Source organism: Rivularia sp. UHCC 0363, from assembly GCF_034931125.1.
Taxonomy (GTDB): Bacteria; Cyanobacteriota; Cyanobacteriia; order Cyanobacteriales; family Nostocaceae; genus Rivularia.
Genome location: NZ_JAYGHM010000016.1, coordinates 79,246 through 103,148, shown reverse-complemented (window position 1 = coordinate 103,148; position 23,903 = coordinate 79,246). Strand labels below are relative to the sequence as shown.

At 37.3% G+C, this 23,903-nt stretch carries 30 protein-coding genes; 12 read left to right on the top strand and 18 right to left on the bottom strand.

The window, feature by feature from the left end; translation table 11 throughout:
• Window positions 1–33 precede the first annotated feature (33 nt).
• The 5 genes from VB797_RS11680 to VB797_RS11660 form a co-directional block, all read right to left on the bottom strand.
• A complete protein-coding gene (locus tag VB797_RS11680; RefSeq protein WP_323237848.1) occupies window positions 34–1,188 on the bottom strand; it encodes a DUF6745 domain-containing protein in 1,155 nt (384 codons plus the stop codon).
• A 144-nt stretch (window positions 1,189–1,332) separates the two neighbouring features.
• The gene (locus VB797_RS11675) at window positions 1,333–1,932 is read right to left on the bottom strand and encodes a hypothetical protein (RefSeq protein WP_323237847.1); all 600 of its coding nucleotides are present in this window, start codon (window positions 1,930–1,932) and stop codon (window positions 1,333–1,335) included.
• Window positions 1,933–1,996: 64 nt separating this feature from the next.
• A complete protein-coding gene (locus tag VB797_RS11670; RefSeq protein WP_323237846.1) occupies window positions 1,997–3,082 on the bottom strand; it encodes an AI-2E family transporter in 1,086 nt (361 codons plus the stop codon).
• A 361-nt stretch (window positions 3,083–3,443) separates the two neighbouring features.
• Window positions 3,444–3,893 carry an NUDIX hydrolase gene (locus VB797_RS11665; protein ID WP_323237845.1) on the bottom strand — a complete coding sequence of 150 codons (450 nt, stop codon included), beginning with the start codon at window positions 3,891–3,893 and terminating at the stop codon, window positions 3,444–3,446.
• Between the two features lie 21 nt (window positions 3,894–3,914).
• Window positions 3,915–4,352, bottom strand: a complete 438-nt coding sequence (locus VB797_RS11660) for a hypothetical protein (protein WP_323237844.1) — start codon at window positions 4,350–4,352, stop codon at window positions 3,915–3,917.
• A 122-nt stretch (window positions 4,353–4,474) separates the two neighbouring features.
• Between VB797_RS11660 and folD the strand changes: the two genes are divergently transcribed.
• The 4 genes from folD (at window position 4,475) to VB797_RS11640 (ending at window position 7,114) form a co-directional block, all read left to right on the top strand.
• On the top strand, window positions 4,475–5,359 hold the full coding sequence (gene folD / locus VB797_RS11655) for a bifunctional methylenetetrahydrofolate dehydrogenase/methenyltetrahydrofolate cyclohydrolase FolD (RefSeq protein ID WP_323237843.1): 885 nt from the start codon (window positions 4,475–4,477) through the stop codon (window positions 5,357–5,359).
• Between the two features lie 39 nt (window positions 5,360–5,398).
• Window positions 5,399–5,596, top strand: a complete 198-nt coding sequence (locus tag VB797_RS11650; protein WP_323237842.1) for a hypothetical protein — start codon at window positions 5,399–5,401, stop codon at window positions 5,594–5,596.
• Between the two features lie 37 nt (window positions 5,597–5,633).
• Window positions 5,634–6,566 (top strand): geranylgeranyl diphosphate synthase CrtE, encoded by a 933-nt coding sequence (crtE, locus tag VB797_RS11645; RefSeq protein ID WP_323237841.1) that lies wholly within the window; start codon window positions 5,634–5,636, stop codon window positions 6,564–6,566.
• Window positions 6,567–6,658: 92 nt separating this feature from the next.
• Window positions 6,659–7,114, top strand: coding sequence for a divergent PAP2 family protein (locus tag VB797_RS11640; protein ID WP_323237840.1), 456 nt, complete (start codon window positions 6,659–6,661; stop codon window positions 7,112–7,114).
• 95 nt (window positions 7,115–7,209) lie between these two features.
• On the opposite strand, the gene VB797_RS11635 is transcribed toward VB797_RS11640, so the two are convergent.
• From VB797_RS11635 to VB797_RS11610, 6 genes are all read right to left on the bottom strand, one after another.
• The gene (locus tag VB797_RS11635) at window positions 7,210–7,860 is read right to left on the bottom strand and encodes a hypothetical protein (RefSeq protein WP_323237839.1); all 651 of its coding nucleotides are present in this window, start codon (window positions 7,858–7,860) and stop codon (window positions 7,210–7,212) included.
• Between the two features lie 99 nt (window positions 7,861–7,959).
• Window positions 7,960–8,289 (bottom strand): MgPME-cyclase complex family protein, encoded by a 330-nt coding sequence (locus tag VB797_RS11630; RefSeq protein WP_323237838.1) that lies wholly within the window; start codon window positions 8,287–8,289, stop codon window positions 7,960–7,962.
• A 65-nt stretch (window positions 8,290–8,354) separates the two neighbouring features.
• Complete coding sequence (locus tag VB797_RS11625; RefSeq protein ID WP_323237837.1) at window positions 8,355–9,131, bottom strand: SnoaL-like polyketide cyclase; 777 nt, start codon at window positions 9,129–9,131, stop codon at window positions 8,355–8,357.
• Between the two features lie 132 nt (window positions 9,132–9,263).
• Window positions 9,264–9,986: a pyridoxine 5'-phosphate synthase gene (locus VB797_RS11620; RefSeq protein ID WP_323237836.1), complete on the bottom strand. Its 723-nt coding sequence runs from the start codon at window positions 9,984–9,986 to the stop codon at window positions 9,264–9,266.
• An 80-nt stretch (window positions 9,987–10,066) separates the two neighbouring features.
• The gene (locus VB797_RS11615; protein WP_323237835.1) at window positions 10,067–10,453 is read right to left on the bottom strand and encodes a hypothetical protein; all 387 of its coding nucleotides are present in this window, start codon (window positions 10,451–10,453) and stop codon (window positions 10,067–10,069) included.
• A gap of 9 nt (window positions 10,454–10,462) precedes the next feature.
• Window positions 10,463–10,948, bottom strand: coding sequence for a hypothetical protein (locus VB797_RS11610; RefSeq protein WP_323237834.1), 486 nt, complete (start codon window positions 10,946–10,948; stop codon window positions 10,463–10,465).
• Between the two features lie 269 nt (window positions 10,949–11,217).
• Between VB797_RS11610 and VB797_RS11605 the strand changes: the two genes are divergently transcribed.
• The 3 genes from VB797_RS11605 to VB797_RS11595 all read left to right on the top strand — a co-directional run bounded on the left by VB797_RS11605 (window position 11,218) and on the right by VB797_RS11595 (window position 13,077).
• Window positions 11,218–11,691 carry a hypothetical protein gene (locus VB797_RS11605; protein WP_323237833.1) on the top strand — a complete coding sequence of 158 codons (474 nt, stop codon included), beginning with the start codon at window positions 11,218–11,220 and terminating at the stop codon, window positions 11,689–11,691.
• An 89-nt stretch (window positions 11,692–11,780) separates the two neighbouring features.
• Window positions 11,781–12,356, top strand: coding sequence for a Uma2 family endonuclease (locus tag VB797_RS11600; RefSeq protein WP_323237832.1), 576 nt, complete (start codon window positions 11,781–11,783; stop codon window positions 12,354–12,356).
• 64 nt (window positions 12,357–12,420) lie between these two features.
• A complete protein-coding gene (locus VB797_RS11595) occupies window positions 12,421–13,077 on the top strand; it encodes a nuclease-related domain-containing protein (protein WP_323237831.1) in 657 nt (218 codons plus the stop codon).
• 228 nt (window positions 13,078–13,305) lie between these two features.
• Here VB797_RS11595 and VB797_RS11590 read toward each other — a convergent pair whose 3' ends face one another.
• The 3 genes from VB797_RS11590 to VB797_RS11580 form a co-directional block, all read right to left on the bottom strand.
• Window positions 13,306–13,515: a type II toxin-antitoxin system HicB family antitoxin gene (locus VB797_RS11590; protein WP_323237830.1), complete on the bottom strand. Its 210-nt coding sequence runs from the start codon at window positions 13,513–13,515 to the stop codon at window positions 13,306–13,308.
• 116 nt (window positions 13,516–13,631) lie between these two features.
• Window positions 13,632–13,760 (bottom strand): type II toxin-antitoxin system HicA family toxin, encoded by a 129-nt coding sequence (locus VB797_RS11585; RefSeq protein ID WP_323237829.1) that lies wholly within the window; start codon window positions 13,758–13,760, stop codon window positions 13,632–13,634.
• A 67-nt stretch (window positions 13,761–13,827) separates the two neighbouring features.
• Window positions 13,828–14,136: a hypothetical protein gene (locus VB797_RS11580; RefSeq protein WP_323237828.1), complete on the bottom strand. Its 309-nt coding sequence runs from the start codon at window positions 14,134–14,136 to the stop codon at window positions 13,828–13,830.
• A 278-nt stretch (window positions 14,137–14,414) separates the two neighbouring features.
• Here VB797_RS11580 and VB797_RS11575 point away from each other — a divergent pair, with 278 nt between their 5' ends.
• Window positions 14,415–15,602 (top strand): ATP-grasp domain-containing protein, encoded by a 1,188-nt coding sequence (locus tag VB797_RS11575; protein ID WP_323237827.1) that lies wholly within the window; start codon window positions 14,415–14,417, stop codon window positions 15,600–15,602.
• A gap of 318 nt (window positions 15,603–15,920) precedes the next feature.
• Window positions 15,921–17,231, top strand: a complete 1,311-nt coding sequence (locus VB797_RS11570; RefSeq protein ID WP_323237826.1) for a Na+/H+ antiporter NhaC family protein — start codon at window positions 15,921–15,923, stop codon at window positions 17,229–17,231.
• Between the two features lie 244 nt (window positions 17,232–17,475).
• Here VB797_RS11570 and VB797_RS11565 read toward each other — a convergent pair whose 3' ends face one another.
• The gene (locus tag VB797_RS11565) at window positions 17,476–17,643 is read right to left on the bottom strand and encodes a hypothetical protein (protein WP_323237825.1); all 168 of its coding nucleotides are present in this window, start codon (window positions 17,641–17,643) and stop codon (window positions 17,476–17,478) included.
• Window positions 17,644–17,705: 62 nt separating this feature from the next.
• Between VB797_RS11565 and VB797_RS11560 the strand changes: the two genes are divergently transcribed.
• Window positions 17,706–18,023: a hypothetical protein gene (locus VB797_RS11560; protein ID WP_323237824.1), complete on the top strand. Its 318-nt coding sequence runs from the start codon at window positions 17,706–17,708 to the stop codon at window positions 18,021–18,023.
• Window positions 18,024–18,081: 58 nt separating this feature from the next.
• On the opposite strand, the gene VB797_RS11555 is transcribed toward VB797_RS11560, so the two are convergent.
• Entirely contained in the window at window positions 18,082–18,864 is a 783-nt protein-coding gene (locus VB797_RS11555; RefSeq protein WP_323237823.1) for an ABC transporter permease, read from the bottom strand.
• Between the two features lie 79 nt (window positions 18,865–18,943).
• Between VB797_RS11555 and VB797_RS11550 the strand changes: the two genes are divergently transcribed.
• Window positions 18,944–19,567 carry an exopolysaccharide biosynthesis protein gene (locus tag VB797_RS11550; RefSeq protein ID WP_323237866.1) on the top strand — a complete coding sequence of 208 codons (624 nt, stop codon included), beginning with the start codon at window positions 18,944–18,946 and terminating at the stop codon, window positions 19,565–19,567.
• Window positions 19,568–19,968: 401 nt separating this feature from the next.
• Here the strand turns inward: VB797_RS11550 and VB797_RS11545 are convergent, their stop codons facing one another.
• Together VB797_RS11545 and VB797_RS11540 are read right to left on the bottom strand one after the other, a co-directional pair.
• On the bottom strand, window positions 19,969–20,937 hold the full coding sequence (locus tag VB797_RS11545; RefSeq protein ID WP_323237822.1) for a nucleoside hydrolase: 969 nt from the start codon (window positions 20,935–20,937) through the stop codon (window positions 19,969–19,971).
• Window positions 20,938–21,270: 333 nt separating this feature from the next.
• The gene (locus VB797_RS11540) at window positions 21,271–21,855 is read right to left on the bottom strand and encodes a hypothetical protein (RefSeq protein WP_323237821.1); all 585 of its coding nucleotides are present in this window, start codon (window positions 21,853–21,855) and stop codon (window positions 21,271–21,273) included.
• A 922-nt stretch (window positions 21,856–22,777) separates the two neighbouring features.
• Between VB797_RS11540 and VB797_RS11535 the strand changes: the two genes are divergently transcribed.
• The gene (locus VB797_RS11535) at window positions 22,778–22,981 is read left to right on the top strand and encodes a hypothetical protein (protein ID WP_323237820.1); all 204 of its coding nucleotides are present in this window, start codon (window positions 22,778–22,780) and stop codon (window positions 22,979–22,981) included.
• Window positions 22,982–23,903: the final 922 nt, after the last annotated feature.

Genomic DNA, 23,903 nt, shown 5'->3' with positions numbered 1-23,903 from the left:
TCTAACACAATCTACAATTTTATTTTTTGTCAATCAAGTTTGAACGGCAAATTCTTCTGGATCGACTCCCCAATTAACCCAACCGATCGCAACTCTAGCAGAATTAATATTTGGAGGTACTCTTAAAAAATGAATAAATCCCGTACTCGGACAAGTCATTTTTAATAAATGCATGGGTTCCATAGCATCTTGCGAAGCCCATTCATCTACTTCTATATAATTCTTAATTTTGAATAAACTATATTCTTGCCAAGAATCTAATTCAACTGCACCCAATTCTTCACAAATCCGGTTGTAACCAACTCCCTGTACTAAAACTCTTCTCAATTCGGCATTTCTTTCTTCTAACAACCATTGCGATCGCCATTGTGATGACGATACTGTACCGTACTTGTGTGGCAACAAAACACCGTGATTAGCATAAACCTTGAAACCATCAGCGTGTTTGATCGCAGCTTCACCATCTGCATGGAGGTGGTTTTGTTCGTCGAAGGATAACTTAATTGGGCGATCGCATATAAAACAAATACCCTGAAAGGGGAAAAACCAAGGACAATTTTTCACAACATCTTGCAAAATCTGCCATCGGTTTGCATCGTGGGGATAATCTAAGACGGAAATACAAAAGTCATAGTAGCTGCATTCAGCAATTAATAAATCGTATTTAATATACTTCCGCTGAGTATCCATCGGAATAAACTTCTCTTCATCGATTTGTTCGAGTAAGTCAAAATAAGTAATATTCCATTGTTCTTCCAGGGAGTCGTAGATTTCATCTTCTAAATCCACAATCAGATTATCTAGTAATTCTTCCTCAAAAAAATGTTGTGGATCTTTTGTGGATGCATCCCGGAATCTATTTAAGTTATAAAATTCCCATTCCGGTATTTCGTTAAAGTCTAAAATCAACGGGAATCTCAGCTTTTGGAATAAATTGTCGTTTAAACCAAAGCAAATCAAATCATCGTTATCGTTATATTCGTTAATGGCTGAAAAAATGCTGTCAAAGAAAAAGACTTTCGGTTCAACTTCACCAATTAACTTAAAAGCTGCTTTTACCGCTGACTCTGCTTTCTCTCGATCAATCCTTTCAGTTGAACGCGCAATTTTACGCCATTTTTCCTTGTAAACTGGAATTAACGCGCTTTTTTCGGATGTAAGCTCGGTGATGATTTGATTTACAGACATAGAATTTTACCGATCGCAATTCAAAATCAAGTATTCCCAATGGTCAAGTTGAAATTTAGATTCTATAGAAAAATTAACTTAAAATAAGTATATAGAAATTAAGATCTCCCAACTCCCTTTTTGAAAGGGGGGCTTTTCTAAGTCCTAAAATTTAATAAAACTAGTTAAAATTCCTAAAATTTGTTCTAATGGTGGAAGCGTATATTCCATTAATCCAATAGTTACGGTTTGATTTTCAATTTTCAGAAACTTCCAGCGATCGCCAGTTGTAACGGTACCATAGATAATCGGAATAGAAGTATTATTTTGTTCGTTAAATCTTTGCGCTGCGATCATCTCGGCAACACATTGTCCTAAACCACCATTCAAATCTTCTTTTTTCGCTTCTACTACAACCACTGCTGGTGCTTCTACAAAAAGTTGCTCGGAAGAAAGACTAATTAAAAAATCACAGACTCCAGAAAGCCCTACCGATGCATCAACTGTAAAATCATTGCCAGAAAATAAGCTAATGGAGGATGTACAAATTTCTTTGATTTCTAGTAAAATTGGGCAAATCAACATTTCGGAGCGAGCTTTCTCGGTATTTAACGCTAAAGCTAATGGTAAATATTTATTAATAAAATCAGCTAGAAAAAAACTAGGCTGTTGAGGCTGAATGTTATTTAAAAACGTGTTTTTCTCAACAATAGTTAGATTAAAATCTTGTTTAACTTTCCTAAGACTGAAATCACTGTAGGGCATTTTTTTATAGATTTAACTTCATAGTGTTTAGTTAATTATTTATCTACTTTATAACTCCTAATTCCTAACTCCTCACTCCTAACTCTGATTCTGACAATTCCTTCTCATCCACCAGATTAAATTCCCCATCTCTCCAGCCATCTGCGACGCTTTTAATAAAGCTAGCCAAGGGAATTGCAATTAATAATCCTAATACTCCTAAAAGTTTCGCTCCGATTAACAAAGAAATTACTACCCAAACTGGATTCAAACCAGTAAATTTACTTAAAATACGCGGTGCTACGAAGTTATAATTAAACTGGTCAATTGCCACAGCTACAGTTAAAACTTCGACTCCCAACCAAAAGTTTTTCAACCCTACCAATAAACTTACCAAAGTAATTCCAATACCCGTACCGAAAGGGAATAACGCAAAAAAGCCAATAACTAAAGCAAATAATAAATTTAAAGGAACTTTTAACGCGACAAAAGCTAAAGTTAACCCCGTCGCAAGAATAGTAGCTAAAGTTGCTTGTCCGATAAAGTAATTCTGAAAGTCTTCACTTAAAGACTCGCTTAAGAGCTTACCAATACGTTGCGGGAACCATTTGAGAATTCCTTCCCAAACGCGATCGCCATTTAAAATCATGTACAAAGTCAGTACTGCTGTCAGCAAAATGTTTAAAACGCTGCCGATTGTACCAAATGCTAAACCGATGATTCTACCGCTCAAGCTTTGAACTTGATTTGATAACTTATCGAGAAGATCGGGAAGTAAGCCACTTGCATTAATTGGTAGCTGTTGAGTCGCAGCCCAATTTTGAAAAGCCTGTAACTGTTGGGTACCAGAATCAATCCAACTTGGCAATATATTTACTAATTCATTTACCTGTTCGAGAATTAACGGTAAAACAGTAATTCCCAAACCCGCAAGGATCACAATCGCTAATAACAGCACACCCGCAGTCGCGAAATTACGGTTTACCCCTCGTCGCTGGAAAAAACCAATCGGATATTCTAAAACAAAAGCTAGTAATATAGCACTAATTACAATATTTACCAAGGGTTGAAGATATTTTATAACCCCAAGCAATACCCAAGCATTAAGAATAAACAACGGAAAAGCCAACCCAAAACTTAACCATCTCGGCAGTTTGAAACCTTCAGCCATAGCACCTACTCCACAATATTTATAAGTTTATTGCGGTTTTAGTTTATTAGACCAGTTCACAGGCATACTTTTTGATTTAGGCATGGGAATAAGGTGATTAACTCATAATCTTTTATTTGTCAATACCATTATTTCAATCACCCATTTTTCGTATATTCATTGAAGGAATTCCCAATCCCCAAGTAAAAATGTCAAAAGCCCAGCCATAAAGACTGAGCTTTCAATAATTAGCAGGGTTATAAGTGAAGTTCCCCGGTTTCGTTATAAAAATTGGCTATATAATTCGTCAAGCTGATTATTACTTCCACATTACTTTGATCAATTCCGGACGGATTGTGAATTATTTTTTGGAAAAAGAGAATTAGGCATGGGGCAATTTCATAAAATCCAGCAAAATCTGCTGATGCACTTCACCCAAAGGTCTTTCTTCACCTGCTGCTGTGGAATAACATTTACCCTTACGAATTTCTTCAGGGCTTACCAAACCCATATCCCAACCTTCACCGAGAACTAATTTATCTAATTCAACCTCTAGGGGTGCGTGGAAAACATGACGTACTGCTGTTTCCGAGTTATAGCAACCAAATTCATATATCTTTTCTGGTAGGATATAGCTAATTTCTTCTAAAACTTCTCGTCTCACCGCGACCTCTGGAGTTTCACCCGGTTCTATATGTCCGCCAAAAAATGCCCAATAACCTGGATAAATAATGGTCGGAATATTATCCCGTAACTGCATTAAAAATTTGTTGTCTTTGTAGAGAATTGCGATCGCCACATGATGCACCTGTGTATCTTGATTATTACCCATTACCTATTACCTAATTAATTATTACTTCTCTTCTAAGTAAAGCTCCCCTAACTCCGTCCCAGAAATGGGGATACTTTCGTACCGAGGTAACGCTTTGACTACAACTTTATCTCCTAATTTCCAACCTTTCTGATTAGTTAATACCCAAACTTTGCCAGTGGAGTCATCTATCTGGTACATTTGTTGCTCTAGCAAAGGTACTTTTCTTTCTACCTTCCCTTGAACGTAAACAGGATCGTTATTGCTTTTTTGCGGTTTGAGTTCGCTAATCGAAGTTACATTTACGCCAATGGCATTAATTCCGTATTCGTTTAAATTATTGCAACCCAATAGTCCCGATATTAATAAAGGAGCTAACCCCAACCGCAATAACCATAAATTTGGCAAACACTGTTTAACTCGTTGCATTGTAGGTACCATCGGATTAAGCATCAGTGCTTGGTTCGTCGTAATTTTCATATATATAGTTCCTGCACAATACTAAGTTCTTTCTCGAAAAAATTCTATTCAGCGTACAGCAAACTATCTGAGAAGATAAATATGGTGGATGCCGTGGTGTATTTACTTGATAAAAATTGCTCATGGAAACAAAAACAGCAAAACTGCTTGACGGTAAAGCTTATTCGTTAAAGATTTACGAACAACTGACGATCGCGATCGCTGTCCTACAATCTATTGTCGGTCGTCCCCCAGGTTTAGCAGTATTGATGGTTGGTGACAACCCCGCTAGTGCTGCTTACGTCCGCAACAAGGAACGAGCTTGTAAATCGGTGGGTATTGCTTCGTTTAACCGACATTTTCCGGCAGAAACTAGTTTTACCGAACTTGAGGAAGTTATTCATAGTTTAAACTCCGATGAACGAGTTGATGGGATTTTAGTACAGTTACCTCTCCCCGCTCATTTGGATAGTGTGGCTCTGTTACACCTGATCGCTCCCGATAAAGATGTAGATGGACTGCATCCGCTAAATCTAGGAAGATTAATGAGGGGGGAACCGGGTTTACGCAGCTGCACTCCTGCGGGAGTAATGCGCTTGTTGCAGGAATATTCCATTCCCTTAGAAGGAAAACAAGCGGTAGTTCTGGGTCGTTCGATTTTGGTAGGTAAACCCATGTCGATGATGTTATTAGAAGCTAATGCTACCGTTACTATGGCTCATTCGCGTACCCAAAATTTACCAGATATTACCAGAAATGCCGATATCCTCATCGCTGCGGTAGGCATTCCAGAATTAATTACTGCCGAAATGGTGAAAAAAGGCGCAGTTGTGGTAGATGTGGGGATAAACCGTATAAATTCCGAAAACGGCAAAAGTCGCTTAATCGGTGATGTCAACTTCGATCAAGTTGCAACCGTCGCGGATTTCCTTACCCCAGTCCCCGGTGGTATCGGACCCATGACTGTTGCCATGTTGTTAGAAAATACAGTTAACAGTTATCAGTCAACAGTCAACAGTGAACAGTGAACGGGAGATGGGGAGATGGGGAGATAAGGGGATGGGGAGATGGGGAGATGGGGAGATGGGGAGATAAGGGGATGGGGAGAAACTAATTACCAATTACCAATTACCAATGCCCAATGCCCAATTACCAATTACCAATTACCAATGCCCAATTACCAATTACCAATTACCAATGCCCAATTACCAATTACCAATGCCCAATGCCCAATTACCAATTACCAATTACCAGCAAATAGTTAAAAGTTTGAGTTAACACAGGAAAATAAGGAAATTTAGAATGGTTGCAGCTGATAATTTATCGAAAAGTTCACCAGAATTAAAACAATCAAAGTTTGATTTATCGGTTTATCTAAAGGAACGACAACAGCTTGTAGAAACTGCTTTGGATAAGTCGATTGAAATTGTTTATCCCCAGAAAATTTATGAAGCAATGCGCTATTCTCTTTTAGCTGGAGGTAAGCGGTTGCGTCCGATTTTATGTCTAGCTACTTGTGAAATGACTGGTGGAACTATCGAAATGGCAATGCCGACGGCTTGCGCTTTGGAAATGATTCACACCATGTCTTTGATTCACGATGACCTCCCGGCAATGGATAATGATGATTACCGTCGGGGTAAATTAACTAACCATAAAGTATACGGCGAAGATGTGGCAATTTTAGCCGGAGATGGGTTGTTAGCTTATGCCTTCGAGTATGTAGCAACTCATACCCAAAACGTACCAGCAACCCAAATTTTACAGGTAATTGCTCGTTTGGGACGTGCGGTAGGTGCTGCTGGTTTAGTCGGTGGTCAAGTCGTAGATTTGGAAATGGAAGGTAAGACAGATGTTCCTCTGGAAACTTTGAATTTTATTCATAACCACAAGACAGCCGCTCTTTTAGAAGCTAGTGTCGTTTGCGGCGCTATTTTGACGGGAGCATCTCCTTCGGAAATACAAAGACTCGAACGCTATTCTCAAAATATTGGACTTGCATTTCAGATAGTTGATGATATTCTGGATATCACCGCGACCCAAGAACAGTTAGGTAAAACTGCGGGCAAAGACCAAAAAGCACAAAAAGTTACCTATCCTAGTCTTTGGGGTCTGGAAGAATCGAAAAAACAAGCACAGTTGCTTGTTGAAGCCGCTTGCGCTCAATTAGAAACTTTTAGACAAGCTAAACCTTTAATTGCCCTTGCTTACTTCATCACCAGTCGCAGTCACTAATTCAATTCCAATTGGGAGGATATTAAGTAGTATCCCGCACTTACTCACGTACACAACCGCTGCTAATATTACCCTAATTCAACCGTAATACCATGCAAGACATAGGCAATATCTTTGACAATCACGTACTACTGGTTGCCTTAATAGCTTGTTTCGTCGCTCAGGCTTTAAAGCTGCTAATCGAGTTAATCAAGAATGGTAAAGTGAGTGTAAGTGTTTTAGTAACAACTGGAGGAATGCCCAGCGCTCATTCAGCCCTAGTCACCGCATTAGCGGCTGGTGTCGGACAATCTATCGGCTGGGCTTCTCCCGAATTCGCTTTAGCTGCAATTTTCGCCATCATCGTCATGTACGATGCTGCTGGAGTCCGTCAAGCTGCCGGAAAACAAGCACGCATCCTCAACCAGGTGATCGATGAAATGTTTCACGACCACCCAGAAATAGCCGCCGAGCGATTAAAAGAATTACTCGGACATACACCCTTTCAAGTTATAGCCGGTTCGGCTTTAGGTGTGACTATTTCCTGGTTAGCACAAGCAGCTTATTAATCAATTCGCAATTCGCAATTCGCAATTCGCAGTTCGCAATTTCTCCTTCTCTTTTGGAGACGCTACGCGAATCTGCGCTTACGCACACGCAGTTGCTAATTAGGTAATTGTACGGCGGATCGCAGTAACATTACTTTTTGGCTATCAACAATGATGGCGAAGAAACCGCGTTTTGAAAGTTCGTCTAAGGTTTGATAAGCCTCTTTTTGGTTGCTGGTATAATTTGCTAACAAGTAAGGTCGCTTTCCATAGGCAACAAAACCTACATCCGCATTGACTACTTTGCGAACGTCGGTTACTAATTGAGGGCGATTGTAGTAATCTACTAATACGGCGTAACCAGTTCCCAAACGTCGGGGTTTATAACTGACCGTACTTGCTTGAGTGGGCGTTGGTGTCTCAGTAGGTCTAGTAGTAATTATTGCAGACAACCCAGCAGAATCTTTGATATATCTTGCCCAGCGATTGGCATCATCAATATTTTTAAATCCACCGATACGAGTGACTGTATCGCTAAGGTATTTACAAGTGCTTGTACTAATTTGTGCCGGTAAAACGCGCTTTAATTGAGTTTGATTATCTGTCGTGGGACTGACTACCAATAAAAGATATTCACCACCTCTGGGAGCTTGACAAGTGGGAGGGTTTTGTTGAGCAGCCACAGAATTTATACCGCTAAGTAAACCAACTGTTGATAATATAAAAGCGGTTGGTATTTTAAATTTACCCAAAATAGCTGAATTCATCGATTGTATTCTCCTAAAACACACACCACAGTTAAAAGACTTTATCAAAATTTCTTCTCGCAGCGAAACCTCCTATTTAGCTTGACTTTCTCGGTGCAATTAAGAAACCGCAGCAAGACTTGCTAAAGCATCGGGAATTTCCGATGAAGGGGCTTGGAATTCACCAGTCGCTACATATTCCAGACGTAATTTCAACCAGGTGATAAATTGAGGATTGGTAGAAACAACTGCTGCTGCGGGTTGAGGACATTTCGCTTTTACCGATGACATTGAAAAGGTTTCCAGAAAAGCTGGTTGTTTAACTAACCAAAAATCAATTTCTTTTTCTTGTTCGTGATAATAGCGAGTACGTTCCTTTAAAACCTCCTCTAAAGGTTCTTCCTCCAATAAAAAACGCTGAGAAGCTATTGCGTAATAGTATGTTTGCATTGTCACTCTTTGTAGATTTAATAGTTGATTGGGACACAGCTTATAGTACTGCGTCCGAAGGTAACTTAATTAGAAAAATTGGTTGAACTAGCTAATTTTTTAAATGGACAGCTACTTGCTAGTTTTGGTGTGGTTTGCTTTTCTCTTCCAAAAAGTCTTTTAATTGCAGACCAAATTGACCGATCGCTTCGATGCTTTCCATTACTCGTCAGCTTTGCGAAAAACTGACTATTGTCAAAGTAGTGTTCCACAGAATCAATTTTCAAGTCATCAGTCACGCTGGCAATACTCATTCCGATTATCTCCACAACTTCCCCTGTAGGAGCATAGTCTTTGTATGGACCGTTAAAAGTTCCCCAATGTCGCCATTTGAATGTAACGTTTGGTGGAGAACTGTAAACTTCTAAAACTTCCCATAAAAATCCTTTCGGAAATGCGCTGCGAAATAGTCTTCCCGATGATAGGAAATTTTCCTCACTTGCTTTGTATTCTTCAGCTTCACCGATAAATAAGTTGTAAGTTCCATTTTCTGAAACATCTTCAGCAGTGAATTGCTCCCCACCATTACTACTCATGCGAAACTTATCGTTAACAACCGATAACCACTGTTTAGTATCGGTTTTAAAAGAAGCTTCTAACTCAAAATTTCGCACTAAGTTTTCCACAAGAGCAGCCAGGGAACCCTGCGGATGATTAGCTTGACTCTCAGTAGCCAAACCACGATCCGACTCAGAATAATCTGGAGGATTTCCACCACGCCATTCATTATCGATGCTATTTGCAATTACCTTTTCTCTTTCTTGTACCCATAGGGGTAAATCTTGAGATTGTGTTGCGCTCATGTCACAAATATCCGGGTTATATATCAATTACTTGACCGAATTCCGCAGTTTCAACCCCTCTGATATCAATTAACAATTAACAATTATCAATTATCAAGATTTTTGTACTTTTAACTGTTCACCGTTCACTGTTCACTGTTTCCCATGCATAATTTGCTTCATTTCTCGTACCGCTCTTTCCATACCGACCAATGCGGCTCGGCTGACGATAGTATGACCGATATTAAGTTCTTCCATGCCTTCAATGCAAGCCACGGGGTAAACGTTGGTGTAAGTCAGTCCGTGTCCGGCATTTACCCGCAATCCAGCCATCCTCGCTTGCTGAGTACCTGATGCTAATAAATCCAATTCTTTACGCCGACTGGCTTCGTCTTTCGCTTCTACATATCTTCCCGTGTGCAGTTCGATAAATTTAGCCGTAACCTTGACAGATGCTTCAATTTGTGATTTATCAGCATCAATAAACAAACTTACGGGAATACCCACACTTTGTAGTTTATCTACTATATTGGCGATTTTATCCATTTGACCGACAATATCTAGACCGCCTTCCGTAGTGACTTCTTCCCGCTTTTCTGGTACTAGAGTTACATAATCGGGTTTAATATCGAGTGCGATCGCCAACATTTCATCGGTAGCCGCCATTTCTAAATTGAGATGAGTCCTTACAGTTTCTCGCAAAATCCGCACATCTCTGTCTTGAATATGTCTTCTGTCTTCACGTAAATGTACGGTAATTCCATCAGCACCGCCCAACTCAGCCAGCACCGCAGCCGCTACTGGGTCGGGTTCCACCGTGCGCCGCGCTTGTCGAATTGTGGCGATATGGTCAATATTTACACCGAGTGTCAGCACCCTTGTTTTCTCCCCTTCGCAGATGATCTAGAAGTTGATTTTACCCGAAATTGGGGTTTCAAGGGAAATGTTGAAGTAATTTAAGGTGTTGGTGCGGGTTGAATATGTTTTCCAGCATAAAAAACAACAACTTTTAGTTGTTTGTCATCGGGAACGTAAAATACTCTGTCACCTTTACTAACCTCATATTCCCATACCCCTTTATATTTCTTACCTTTTAATGGAAAAATACGTCCTGGTTGTCTTGTTGTAGCTGCCGTACATAAATTATGATAACAACGGCTAGAATTTTCAGGGTGTCGCTGCATTAATGCTTCCCAATCTCGATTGACACGACGATTTTTGGCTACCACTAACCAAATCTCGCATTCGGATATTTCAGATGTCTCAGACAATTCAGGAACCGTTAGCTTTACTTCTGGTGGTTCAATATTTTCTGTAGTTTCTTCTGGAGTATTTTCTGACATATAAACCGCTCAAGCAGCATTTTCATTCTGAGGTTTGGACAAAACTATTTCCTCAACTTCGTGATTCTGATTAAAAGCTGCTTCTAACTCGGGATTAGATATTGCCAAAGCGCTCTCATGCCATTCATAAATAATTGCATCTAGCTCATCCCAAGCTTTTTCGGATAAATCAACTACACGATATGTTGATATTAGCTCATCAATAAACTCATTCAATTCATCTGATTCAAATACTCTCAACCAACCATAAGGATGCTCGCTTCCAATTTTTTGCTTTAGTAATAAACGGAAAGCAGTATTTAAAAGTTCTACAATTTCTTTACTACGTTGGGCAGCTTTCACAAATAAGGCTACATCTTCACGCCGCAGTAAAGCAAAAGACTGGTCATTGCGAGTAATGGTGACTGGATTTTCTAATGCTTTATCCAAAACACGTCCGGGTTGACGATTAAGCTCGGTGGCTGTAATCAATTCATCTGAGTAAATATTATTCATAGCTCTTTATACCCATAAGGCACGCACATGAGGAAAAATGCTCAATTCAATAGTAAAAAAAATTAGTCACAATATATCAATACGTACTATTATACGTATGGCTTGAAATAATTCAATAAGAATTAGCACAATTGAACTGTTTTTCTAGCGGTATGGCGGCAAAATATTCTTATAGCAATTCGTAGATGAAAAGTTAAAAAGAATATATTTCTATTAAATAAATTGATGTTATTTCTGTTATTTCGTTATTTTTCCGAGGATAATTGAATGTGTGGTTATACGATAAAGATTCGATAGAGTACGAAGTATTTAAACGCTACGAAAAAGCTTTAGTTACTGCTGGTGTAAATTTCTCGCGTGCTGATGTAAGGGATGCGCTAGAAGGATGTTTTGATGGACTCGAAGATGCTTTAAGAGCAGCAATTAGCTATATATTATGGTTGCACGAACAGCATCATGAAATTCGCCCCAGTATGATTTTAGTTACAGCCTTGAATGAAAAATGGAAACCAAGGCAATGGCAAGACGAATATCTTAATCAACCTATTTTAAAATCTCAAGGGCAAAAGTGGTGGGAAGGTGCTGCAAACAAATGGGGATATGACAAAAGGAATCAACTGGTAGCCGATATTGTTTATGAGCAAGGAAAAGAATATATCGTTTTTCTTAACGGTAAAGAAATGTTGATAGAAACTGCTTGGCGTTGGGGTTGGGAGAGAGTTTTAGATTATGCTAGTTCTTAGGAACGGGAATTGGTAATTGGTAATTGGTAATTGGGAATAACTACTATGACGAATTAATCTAAAATCTAAAATCTAAAATCTAAAATCCTATGACTTCACTTACTTTAAATTTAAATCCGATCATCAAACTGACTCCAGAACAGTTTTATCAACTTTGTGAAAGTAACCCGGAACTAAAACTAGAACGTAACGCTCAAGGGGAATTAATTCTAATGCCACCAACCGGAGGAGAAACGGGCAGAAGTAATTCTAATATCAATAGTCAAATATGGTTTTGGAACGAAGAAAATCAACTAGGTGAGGTTTTTGATTCATCAACTGGATTTACATTACCATCAGGTGCAGAGCGATCGCCAGATGTTTCTTGGGTGCAAAAGTCTCGTTGGGATGGTTTAAATCCAGAACAAAAAGAAAAATTCATTCCTCTTTATCCTGACTTTGTAATTGAAATCATGTCACCCTTCGACAACTTGAAAAAACTTCAAGATAAGATGCGGGAATATGTTGAAAATGGGTGTCGTTTGGGTTGGTTGATAAATAGGAAAAAACAAGAAGTAGAAATTTATCGTCCGGGACAAGTTGAAGTTTTAAAATTGCCTCCTAACCTTTATGGAGAAGATGTTTTATCTGGGTTTGTGCTTAATATGCAGAAAATTTGGCAATAAAATATGCTGTGAAATTATTAGTTATCAATAGTTACTTTCAATTATATTTAAATAAACTAAAAAATTGTCATTAAAAACTAAGCAACCGGGGGAATATATCCGTACACTAGCTAGAAAACGACAGCGATCGGCAATGATGCGTTATTTTCTGGCTGCGGGTGTTTTAATAGTTACGATATGGTTATTCAGTATTTTCGCTACCTCTTCACCCGGAATTTTACTGTTATTAGCAGGTATAAGTGGCTCATATTACTTATATCATAGCGGAAAACATTTTCAAAAACGAGCGGGTGATGCTCAACGTGGTGCTGAAGCTGAAACTAAAGTAGCGGATTTATTAAAAATTTTAGAAGGTAAAAGATGGCAAATTGAATATAATTTGAAAATTCAAAAATGGGGAGATGCAGATGTAGTGTTACATTCTCCCAAAGGTAATTGGTATGTTGTTGATGTGAAATCTCATGGTGGAACGAAAATATCTGAAAACGGAAGTTTAAGAAGACGTTACGGTAAAAATATCTATGATTTTAAAGAAGGTGATTTGATTCATAAAGTTAAAGGACAAGCAAAACAAGTCAAGCGGTTAAAAGGTGCGACATGGGTAACTGCGATGCTTTGTTTTACTAGAGGTGGTGTGGATATTTCTGATAATGAAATTAATGGTACTTATGTTGTAAGTTCTGGTAAATTGGTTGATACTTTGTTGCGGTTGGATAAGTAAATATAGGGAGTAGAGAGTTGAAGGGTTGTAATTAATCTTTACTTAAAGTCTAGAAGCCTTGGGCTACAAAAACTAAGCCTACCTGTGTGGGCTGGATTATAAGAGGGCTTTTAATCAAGATTGGGTATCAGTTGCCTTTATTGTTTATATGCGTGCTATTAAATTGTCCATATAATCTATTAATTGGCTATTTGTAGTATTATAAGCATCCCGTTTTGAAAAAACAGATTACGAAGCTTCTACATATTCACATAAAGTAGTCGGTTCGGGAATAGATAAATCTTCTTCTCGTAAGCTTTCTAAATGAAAAGCAATAACTTCTTTAATTTGCTGATTAACTTCTTGAATAGTTGCACCAGTTGCTACACATCCAGGTAAATCTGGAACATAAGCTGAATAATTATTAGCTGCTTTCTCAATTACAATTGCATAACGCATTAGTTTTCTTCCTCTTCTTTTGTTTCTTCAGCTTCTTCGCTTTTTGTATCTGTTTTTAATTGAGCTTGTTTCAAAATGCTATTTAATGTACTTAGTGCCAAATCATCGGATAGTTTTCATAGTTTTCCTGGAACTGTGACCAAACCTGATTTTATAGCGTGCTTGTATTGACGATGACTTCCTTTAGTTCTCGTAAGATACCAACCATCTTCTTCTATCAGTTTAATAATTTTACGGACTTTCATTTGTCAATGTAACAACTCTTCGCCTGCTTAATTAGACACCTTACACGCTTTTGCTGCCAGTTGAGCATCAATTAAAGCAAAAATCCATATTTTCAGATGTAATTTGAAGAGATTTTTCTGCACCAATTCTTTTAATTATCTCTGGTAATGCTTCTAAAATAACAGCTTTAATGGTTTCAGCGTCCGCAGCATGATAAGTGCGATCGCCAATATAAAGTCCGTTGATTTCATTTGCATTAACTATGTTTTTCGCTAACTGTACTTGATTTTGAGCATCAGTTTCAAGAGATTGTCGCAGTAAAGCAATATCGCTTTCATCGCGACTACCATCAAGGATACGGTCAAGAATTTTAATTAACTCATCAGGTGCAGTCATTTAACATTTATAAATTAAAGAACCTTTGTTATTCTTTAGGACTTACGCAAAAATAACGTAATTACGTCATTACGAGCGACAGCGACGTAATCCCGCAAAACTCTGGGATTGCTTCCCTACACTCCGTTTCGGTCGCAATGACAATTTTGCTTTGCGTAAGTCCTGTTCTTAACCAGATTATTTTAACTACTAGGTAAAAATTTAAGGTAATTTAAATGTAATTCCATGCGATATAACAAGTTTACATATTTTCGTAGCAGGTATTAAGAGAAACACTAATGAATCAAAACATCAAACCAGCAGGCTCAAACTATTGCTTTATTTCCGGTCCTGTGATTTCTCCGACCTTACTACGTGCAATCCAAACTTGTGATATTCCCGTATATGTACAGCCACCAACATCTGCTCTACCAGAAACAATTAATATCCTTCAAGATGCAGAAGCAGTGTCTTTGATTCAAAATGAAAACGCGATCGCAATTATGAACTGGGAAGCAAGTCTTTCTTTTATTCTGGAAAATCTTCCACAGCAACGTTTAAATCAAGTTAATGCTTTTAAAAATAAGGCTACTTTCCGTAAATTAGTAAAAGAGCTATATCCAAACTTATTTTATGTAGAGCTTACAAGGGATAATCTGCTAGATTTTCGATTACCTGAAGAAGTTGAAACGGTTGTATTAAAACCTAGTTTAGGAACTGCTTCTATAGGTATTCGCACTGTACACGGACAACAACAGTGGGAAAAAGCGGTTGATTCAGTTATTAAAGATATTGATATAGCTAAAGAACATATGAATCCCGCGATGTTAAATGATTCTTCTTTCCTTGTGGAAGAATTCGTCGATGGTGATGAATTTGCTTGCGATGGTTTTTGGAATGCTAACGGAAAAACGGTAATAACTGGCATTTATCAACATCCTTTTGCATCTAGTTTGGATGTTAGCGATACGGTATATTACACATCTAAAAAAGTGGTAGCTGAAACAATAGAGCCGACGATCCAGGTATTGGAGCATATTGGAAATAAGCTAGGGATGCGTCGCTTTCCGTTTCATTTTGAGTTTAGACTTAGTAACAGCAATCTTTTTCCTATTGAATTGAATCCGTTGCGGTTTGGACAAGTTTCACTTCCTGATATAACGGAATATGCTTTTGGTTTTAATCCCTATGATTTATTTTTTGCAGATGAAAGACCAGATTGGGATTCTTTGTTAACCGATGTAAGTAATTCTAAAGTTTATGCATTTGTGCTTGCTAGCATTCCACCTAAATATAAATCTGAAAAATACAGGTTTGATGAGGAATCTTTTTGCGATAATTTTGGGGATAGATTATTAAATTATCTTCCTAGCAATCCAGAAATTACTCCTTTTTTCGGAGTAGCGCATATTGTTGTAGATAAAGTTGAAGATGTGTTGGAATATCTAAATCTTGATTTTGGCAGTTTTTTAAGAAGTAGGGAATAGGAAGAAATATGAAGAAAAAACCGCAGAGACGCGGAGGGCCCAGAGGAAAGAGGTAGAGATAAATAGCTTGTTTTGGAGTTATACAGATGATGATAAGTGTTGAGAAATTGTTAGAGCGTTATGAGAAGGGGGAGAGAAATTTAGTTAGGATTCACCTATATGGTGGCGAATTAACTCAGGCTTACCCAGTCTGATTTATCAGACTTTGACTTTGAGCCTGGGAATTTATTCCAAGGCGGTTATTAAGAACGCTGGAAGATATAAGTATAAACAGTTTTTGATTATTGCCTAATATTTTAATAAATTACCGATTAGATAATGGATTTAATATTGTTTTTGGTTTTTTCGTTTGTCTTACTTTTAACTAGTGCTTTCAAGGGATATTTTATTGTTTATCCTTTGCTAGTTTCTATGACTGCTTTATTTTTCTTACTTCTTAAAAGAGGCTTTAAGGTAAATAAACTATTTGCTCTAGCTTGGGCTGGTAGTAAGAAATCTTTTTCAGTTATATACATTCTGCTATTAATTGGAGCAGTCATAGCAATCTGGATGACAGCAGGAACGGTACCGGCTATTGTTTATTATGGTATTCAAATAATTAACCCTTCCTACTTTATCGTTTCAGCCTTTCTATTGACTATTCTTGTTTCTTTATTAATTGGAACTTCTTTCGGAACTGTAAGTACAATTGGGATTGCTTTAATGATTATGGCAAGCGGTAGTAGCGTAAATCCTCATCTTACTGCTGGTGCTATTATTTCTGGAGCTTATTTTGGCGATCGCACTTCCCCTATGTCCTCTAGTGCAAATCTAATTGCGATAATTACCGGAACGAAAATCCACATTAATATCAGAAGGATGTTAACAACAACTTTTTTACCTTTAATTGCTTCTACTATAGTTTATTTACTTATCTCTGTTGCTAACCCTGTAGAATTTGAACAGCAAAATATTACTTCTGAGATTATTAGATTATTTAACGTCAATCCAATTGTACTTTTGCCAGCTTTTGCTATTCTCTTACTTGCTTTATTGCGAGTGGAAATAAAAATATCGATGCTGGTAAGTATATTAATTGGTTTATTTATTAGTATTTTTATTCAAGGTTATTCTTTCTTCGATATTGTTAGATATATGTTTCTAGGGTTTGAATTATCAGAGGATAGTAGCTTGAAAAATATCATCCTTGGAGGTGGTATAGTTTCTATGGCTAAAGTGTCTTTGGTCGTTGTTATCTCTACAGCATTTGCTGGACTGTTCGCAGGGACTCAAATTTTAGAATCTGTAGAAGTATATCTCAAAAAAGCTAAATCTAGGTCTAATTTGTTTTTAGGAACGAATATTATAGGAATAGCTTCCGCAGCATTTGGTTGCACTCAAACAATTGCAATTCTTTTAACTGAAGAGTTAGTGAAAGATAATTATCAAAAAAATGGGTTAGATAATTATCAGCTTGCAGTGGATTTAGAAAATTCTGTAGTTGTACTTTCTCCCTTGATTCCTTGGAATATTGCTGGGCTGGTTCCGGCAACTATTTTGATGACAGATTATGGATTCATTCCCTTTGCATTTTATCTGTATTTTTTGCCTTTGTTTAATTATTTTGATATGAAAATTAAGGAAAAATGATAAAAAAACCTTACTAGACGCAGAGAAAGCAAAGGAAAGAGATTGAGAGAGATCGTTCAAAAGATTTATATCCATTTTAATCCTTTTTATTATATTTAATCGCTGTTGCATAAACCGGGTTTATTATATCTCAACGTTCATTTGATAAATACCCTCTCGAATAAATATTTTCGGTTATTTAGGAAATCGCTTAGATGGATTTAATCTGATTTTTAATTAGTGCTTTCAAAAGATATTTTATTGTTTATCCTTTAGGTAAAACAATAGTTTGTTTAATTAGCAGATTAACTTCTTGAATAGCTGAGTAATTATTATTTTTTGCTAGAACCTTCACCAAACCAGATTTAACATTATTGAGAAGAAAGTGAGTATCTACACTTGATACAAAATCTGATTTATTATGTGCTGTCATATCCTTTACTAAGTATGAATTATGAATTATTAAACATTTATAACTCTAATTATATTAGTGGAATGTATAAGCACAATAGTCAACCAATTGCTACTTACTACATTAAAAGTGATTCGAGTCACAGCCATTGCATTAAACTTTATAGCGATGGCACAACGTTAGAGGTGTTAGATAGAATTGCTGGTAGTCACGAGCGAGAACGACGACGACATGAAGATGGGTGGGACAAACAACAAGGAAGCTCAGACTACACTTTCGATACTCATCACGAAGAAATTTCGGGAACATATAAAAACTGTTCCTACAAAAGACAATTGAAAGATGCGGTAATCCGAAATCATCGCGACGGTAAGCTTAAGGAATTACCAACATGGCTTTAGATGAATTACGGACAGACGTTTGAAAATTGAACTTTACGAGGTAAAGCTGTTGATTATTCTAACTCGAAGCACTAGTATAAAATCTCAACGCAAACCGCCAAAATCTCGAAGAAACAAAAAACAACACTAAAGCTAAAATCCCCGCTCCTATTACCCAAACAATTTGACTTCTACCAAGCATCGCTTCTGCCGGTATCGTAGTTAAAAATGCAACTGGAACTACAAAAGTAAAAAATATCCTAAAAGCCGCCGGATAAGCTACCATTGGATATCTTCCGGCTTCAATCAATCCCCGCAATACTTCAGTAACGTTGTATATTTTCACGAACCAAATACTTGTGGCTCCCAGCATAAACCATAGGCTATAAAGAATTATTAAACCAAAAAATAAAGGTGGAATACTAGCAAGATAATCGGTGATTCCCAAACCGAGACGATTACCTGCATAAATAATAATGATGCTACCAAAAATTAAATCCGAGACTCCCCAAGGTGAAATAGTGTGGGAAGAAAGCCAAAATTGGCTGTGAATGGGTTTTAGTAACACAAAATCGAGGGTTCCTTCCTGTACGTGACGCACGATGCGGTTTAAATTGGGAGCCAGAAAGGTTTCTGAAAAGCCCTGTAATAAAGTGTAAATCCCCACGACTATCAAAGCCGCTTCCCATTGCCAACCAGAGAAAGTATAGCCGGTACGATAAAACAAAAACAAGCTAAACAAGCTACCTGCAAGGTTTCCTACGCTGCTGAGAGTCGCAATAACAAAGTTGACACGGTACTCCATCTCAGCCGCGATCGCAGCACTCCAAAATAATTTAATCACTTTTAAGTATCTTTGCATGGTGAAAACAGGTAGTGCTTCCGGTATAGTTTATTTTCAGACTGTATATTGTACCGATCTAAATGCTGTTAATAATCTTATGGCTAAACTTTCCAACGAATTGAACCGCTTTTTCTTTGAAGAACGTACTAATACTACGATAACTTTGGAAGATGTTCTGGAATTAGCAGGGGAAAGAATTTTCGGTTTTCTGTTCGTTATCCTGTCTTTACCTTCAGCTTTACCGCTTCCCGCACCAGTTATATCAATTCCTTTCGGGATTCTCATGGTAGTGTTGGCAGTGCAGTTAATTATAGGTCGTAAAGAACCCTGGTTGCCCGCAAAATTTGCCAAGCGTCCGATTAAAATTGAAACCGCACGCAAATTTATCAAAGCCGGGATTCCTTGGTTACGGAGGATTGAAGCGGTAAGTCGTCCCCGTTTGCCGTTTGTTTGTACTACTGTACCCGGAAAAGTAATTATAGGACTTGCGATCGCTTTAATGTCGATTTTTATGATGATTCCCGTCCCTGGAACAAATACGTTACCTGCGATCGGTATTTTTGTCACCGGATTTGGTTTATTAGAAGATGACGGTGCAATTAGTTTGGGAGGTTTAACTATTTGTTTGATAGCTACAATTTTAGTAACTTCTATTTTCGCAGCGTTAATTTGGGGTGGTACTAGTATTCTCGATCAAATTAAAGGTATGTTGGGAAGATAAATACAAGGTTAAAGGTTAAAGGTAGTTAGAAGGTTGAAGGTCAAAGGTTAAAGGTTAAAGGTTAAAGGTAAATTATCAAATTTTAAGTTTTTCATAGCACTTACTTACGGGCAATATAATTACAGTCTTAAATGACGCTGATATCACAATCTCCAATTATTTGAATTCGTCACGAGTGAGTAAATGATAACTAATTGATGATTATTGCCTTTAACCTTTGACCTTTAAGTACTAACGCAAAATTATTTATATAATTACTCGTGAGTTATATAAACCTTCCCTATTCCCTATTCCCTATTCCCTATTCCCTATTCCCTCCCCAGACAAAATGCTTAATTTATTTTGCACGAGTACTTAGTATTTTCCTTGAAGGTGAAATTTTCGCAATGACAACTGTTTATCTAAATTTCCATACACAAAAAATTCAAATCTTCAACTAAACTCGCTAACAAGCTAACTCGATCAACCTGTAAAGCAACCCAAGCATTAGCATCAGTTTTAGGATTAAATCTATCATCAAAAAGAGTTTTTCCCAAAGTATGATGACCTTGAGTTTCAATCTCTACTTGAGCGCGACGAAAGAATAAAGTTTCGGGATAAAATAAATAAGCGACAGCAGCACCATCATGAACCAGAAAACCTTTGATTCCTTTAGTTTGACGATAACGTAAGTTCGCTGTTGTCATGAATTTGCACAAGTCAGATATAAACTTAGTTAAATGACTCTGATAATTACGGGTAATATCCTCAGCCATTTCTGGAGTAAAAATTAATTCTTGAGTAATATCTAAAGGTAAAACGACAATATCATTGCGACTAGCAAATACTTTTTCTGCGGCTTCAGAATTATATATAATATTAAACTCAGCATGAGGAGTAACGTTTCCCGGAACTTTAAAAGCACCTCCCATGATGACAACTTCTTTCGCTTTTTTTAAAATACCGGGACTTTTACTTTCCGCAGCCGCTAAATTAGTTAAAGGTGCAACTGCAAGGATAGTGATTTCTCCAGGATGAGCATTAAGTTTATCTATAATTAAATCATCCGAATAAGCTGCACTGTCAAAATCATGTTTCACTGGAGGTAAATTATGAGAAATATTACCCATCCCATCCATACCGTGAATATGAGCAGCATCGGCAACGTGAGAATTTTTAACCGTTACTCCTCGACCTAATTCGACTTGTTCAAAGCCTCCTAAACTCAAAACTTTACTAGCATTAATAAAGGTTAATTTAGAACTGATATTACCTTCAGCAGTAGTAACAGCGATTAATTCTGCTAACCCTTGTTTGACTAAACTTTGCAGCCATAATAAAGCGAATATATCATCACCACCGGGGTCTGTATCTAGAATTATTTTATTCATGGGTTTGTAGTTGCACTTTAGCGCTAAATTATACCAAACCCTTTGTCGTTGCAGTAATCTATTTTTTTAACGCAGAGAAACGCAAAGGTAAGTTCGTAGTTCGTAGGTTGGCTTCGCGGCGCACGAAGGATAATAATGCTCAACAAGAAATTAATCAAAGCGCTGTAACCCAAGATTAACAGGACTTAGTAAAATGATTAAATTGGGGGTATTCTTAAATATCTCAATTGTTCAGAAACGTGGATGTTGGGTTACGACACCATATCAATTCGCGTTACAAACGAAATTTGCAAATGTGTCTAACCCAACCTACAAGCTGTAATACTTTGCTGACTACTGTTGTTCCTGGGACTTGATTGCCTTCTCTAGGAGAGTACGAGCAGCTGCTCCATTACCCTCTCGTAGCGCTTTCTCAGCTGCTACTGTAGCTTTGTTTAAAACTTGATCGACTTCAAGTATAATCTTGGTCTCTTGGCGATGCCAAACAGTAGGTTGTGTCGTACAGAAACTGGCAAGTCCGTCGAGTTCATAGTATTCTGCTATACCACCAGGACCAAAACCATAACGATATTCACCGGATGACCCGAACATGCCATCGCTTCCAGGAGTTGTAGATGCTTCATCTTGATAGAAAGGACGTTTGCCGCTACTTGTGAGTTTACCTTGCACAGGAATTGTCACCAAGGGAGAACTTGGGTTTTCCAGAGAAAACGTACACCACAAGATGGTGTTAGGGTCATTAACTAATTCTTGGCGGCGATTATAGTTACTAAACTCGATTCCTGTCTGATCGCGGTTCCGATCCAAGGCATCATCATAAGCTTTGTCAGATACGGTAGTACTGCAACCATTTGTAATAAATAAAGTTAAGGCGCTAAAACCTAATAACCTAAAGACATGACTAGAAAGTAATTTCACGATGCTTTTTTCTCCAAAATCTTTATGAAAACTTGAAATATGAGAGATACAAAGTTCCGGAGACTAATATCTAATATACCTCTGCGAAAATTAATTTCAAACCCTTGTAAATCCATTAATAAAGCTTAGTCCTCAGAGATATCTAATAAAGGATTATTGATTATTTAGAATAGATTCTAAATCTTCTCTAAGCATCAGCTATTCTGAACCATTATTAAATTGTGAGTCGAAACTTACAAGTATTTTTATTACATTTAAATTACAGTTTTCAGTAAATGGCGTAGGTATAGCCAGTATCTAATTAAACACGTTTTCACCCGCGATACAAATTACAGTACGGGATTGGGGTTGTCAATTAGCTATCAAATAATAGTTAATAAGCACGGGGGTAATTTTGAATGTGGGTGCGACTTTTTTAGCAATATATAGACCACATAATCATATATCGTCGGCTGAATATATTCATTATTTATTATTATTTTAAAAAACGAAAGTTACTATGGAAAATAATATATTTTGATTGAATGTATTCAGAATTAGTAGTGAGGAATTATTTGAGAAAAGAATAACTATCTAACATTTGTTCAATTGTAAAAGATAGAAAAACTAAGTTATAATAATAGTGTATTAGCAGGGGCAATACTACACTATACTAAGTCGCTAATATGGGTGCTAACTAAGTTTTAAGCAAATATGCAGCCCGTAAAAAACTTCAACCGATTTAAGTTAAGACAAGTTTGAACGAAGCAGATTTGCGTCGTGCCAAAATAAATGATGCAACATCTATAACGAATACTTAAAGTTTGCATATTATTTTATTAAATTCTGCTAATTTCTTTACTTAGTAGATGAAAAAATATGCCTTTGATTGATATGTAGTCTTAATCAGTTCTTGAATCTGAGTAAACTTTAAAGGGGTAACATGGACAACAAAGAATTGCTTGAACCAGTTGTTTTTCGAGCTAGTTTTAACAACTTCCAGAAAATCAATCAAAATCAAGCCTGGTCTTTATTTCTGACAGGAGGTAGAAATGACCAATTATTGGGTACAAAAAATTTTGCAGGCGCATTTTTGACTTTTCTATTAATAACCATTGCAGCAATCGGAATTTATTGTACGCTCTAATTCAATGATTTTAAGTTAAATAACTTGGTATTTTTATACAGAGACGGGAATGGGAGCAACGGGAGCGCGTGACAGCGGATGCACAAGCAGTCGTTTGGGAAAACCGAGTCTGAGAGTGTTCCCCAAACGACTGCCGAATCCAAAAAATAGATAAAAATAAAAAGCCAGCAAGAAAGCGAGTTACAGTCATTGACTCGCTTTCTTTGTTGGGTCTTTTATTTAGCTCGACTTGTCGATGCGATAAGCGGAGCTTTAGGGGTGACTGTGCCGAAGCGGGTAAAATGTACCTTAAGTTAAGCAATTAGACTAATCGCCAAGAGGCTTACCTTCTAAAGCTTTCAGCCGAACGTATCCTTAGATTTTTTCAACTACTCTTTGTGCTGAATTCAAAAAGTTTTTATTCTGTGACACTTACTGAAACTATTGATAGGTAAGGTTTTCAGTTTCTTAAGTTTTCTTAGCATACATTTTATCTGTTTCGGTACAGTCCTGCCTAGAACAAGGCAATGGAAAGACCTCTCAACAGATCCTTTATCTACAGGTAATTATAGATACTTGTGTCTTCAGTATGGAAAAGTATTATGGTAACTGTACAGAGGGAAAGATGGCTTAAGGGTGTAATGAGCGTGACTCTGGTTAGGTAGCAGAATTGTAGCATTAGGTCGTTTCGTAGGTGGAGTTTCTCGTAAAACTTATTTACTTAGTTGATAAGCAAATAGATAACTTAGAACTCAGGATTTATACGGAGAATATCATGAAGAAATTATTTAAAGCTCTCGCGACAATTTCTGCTTTATCTATAATTGGGAGCAACGCGATCTTCCTATCAGCAAAACCAGCTAATGCTTTGGGTTCAAGCGTTTTAGCACAGGCTAAAGAGAATGCTGAGTTTTACTACAACCGAGGTTTATTCCGTGCTTCA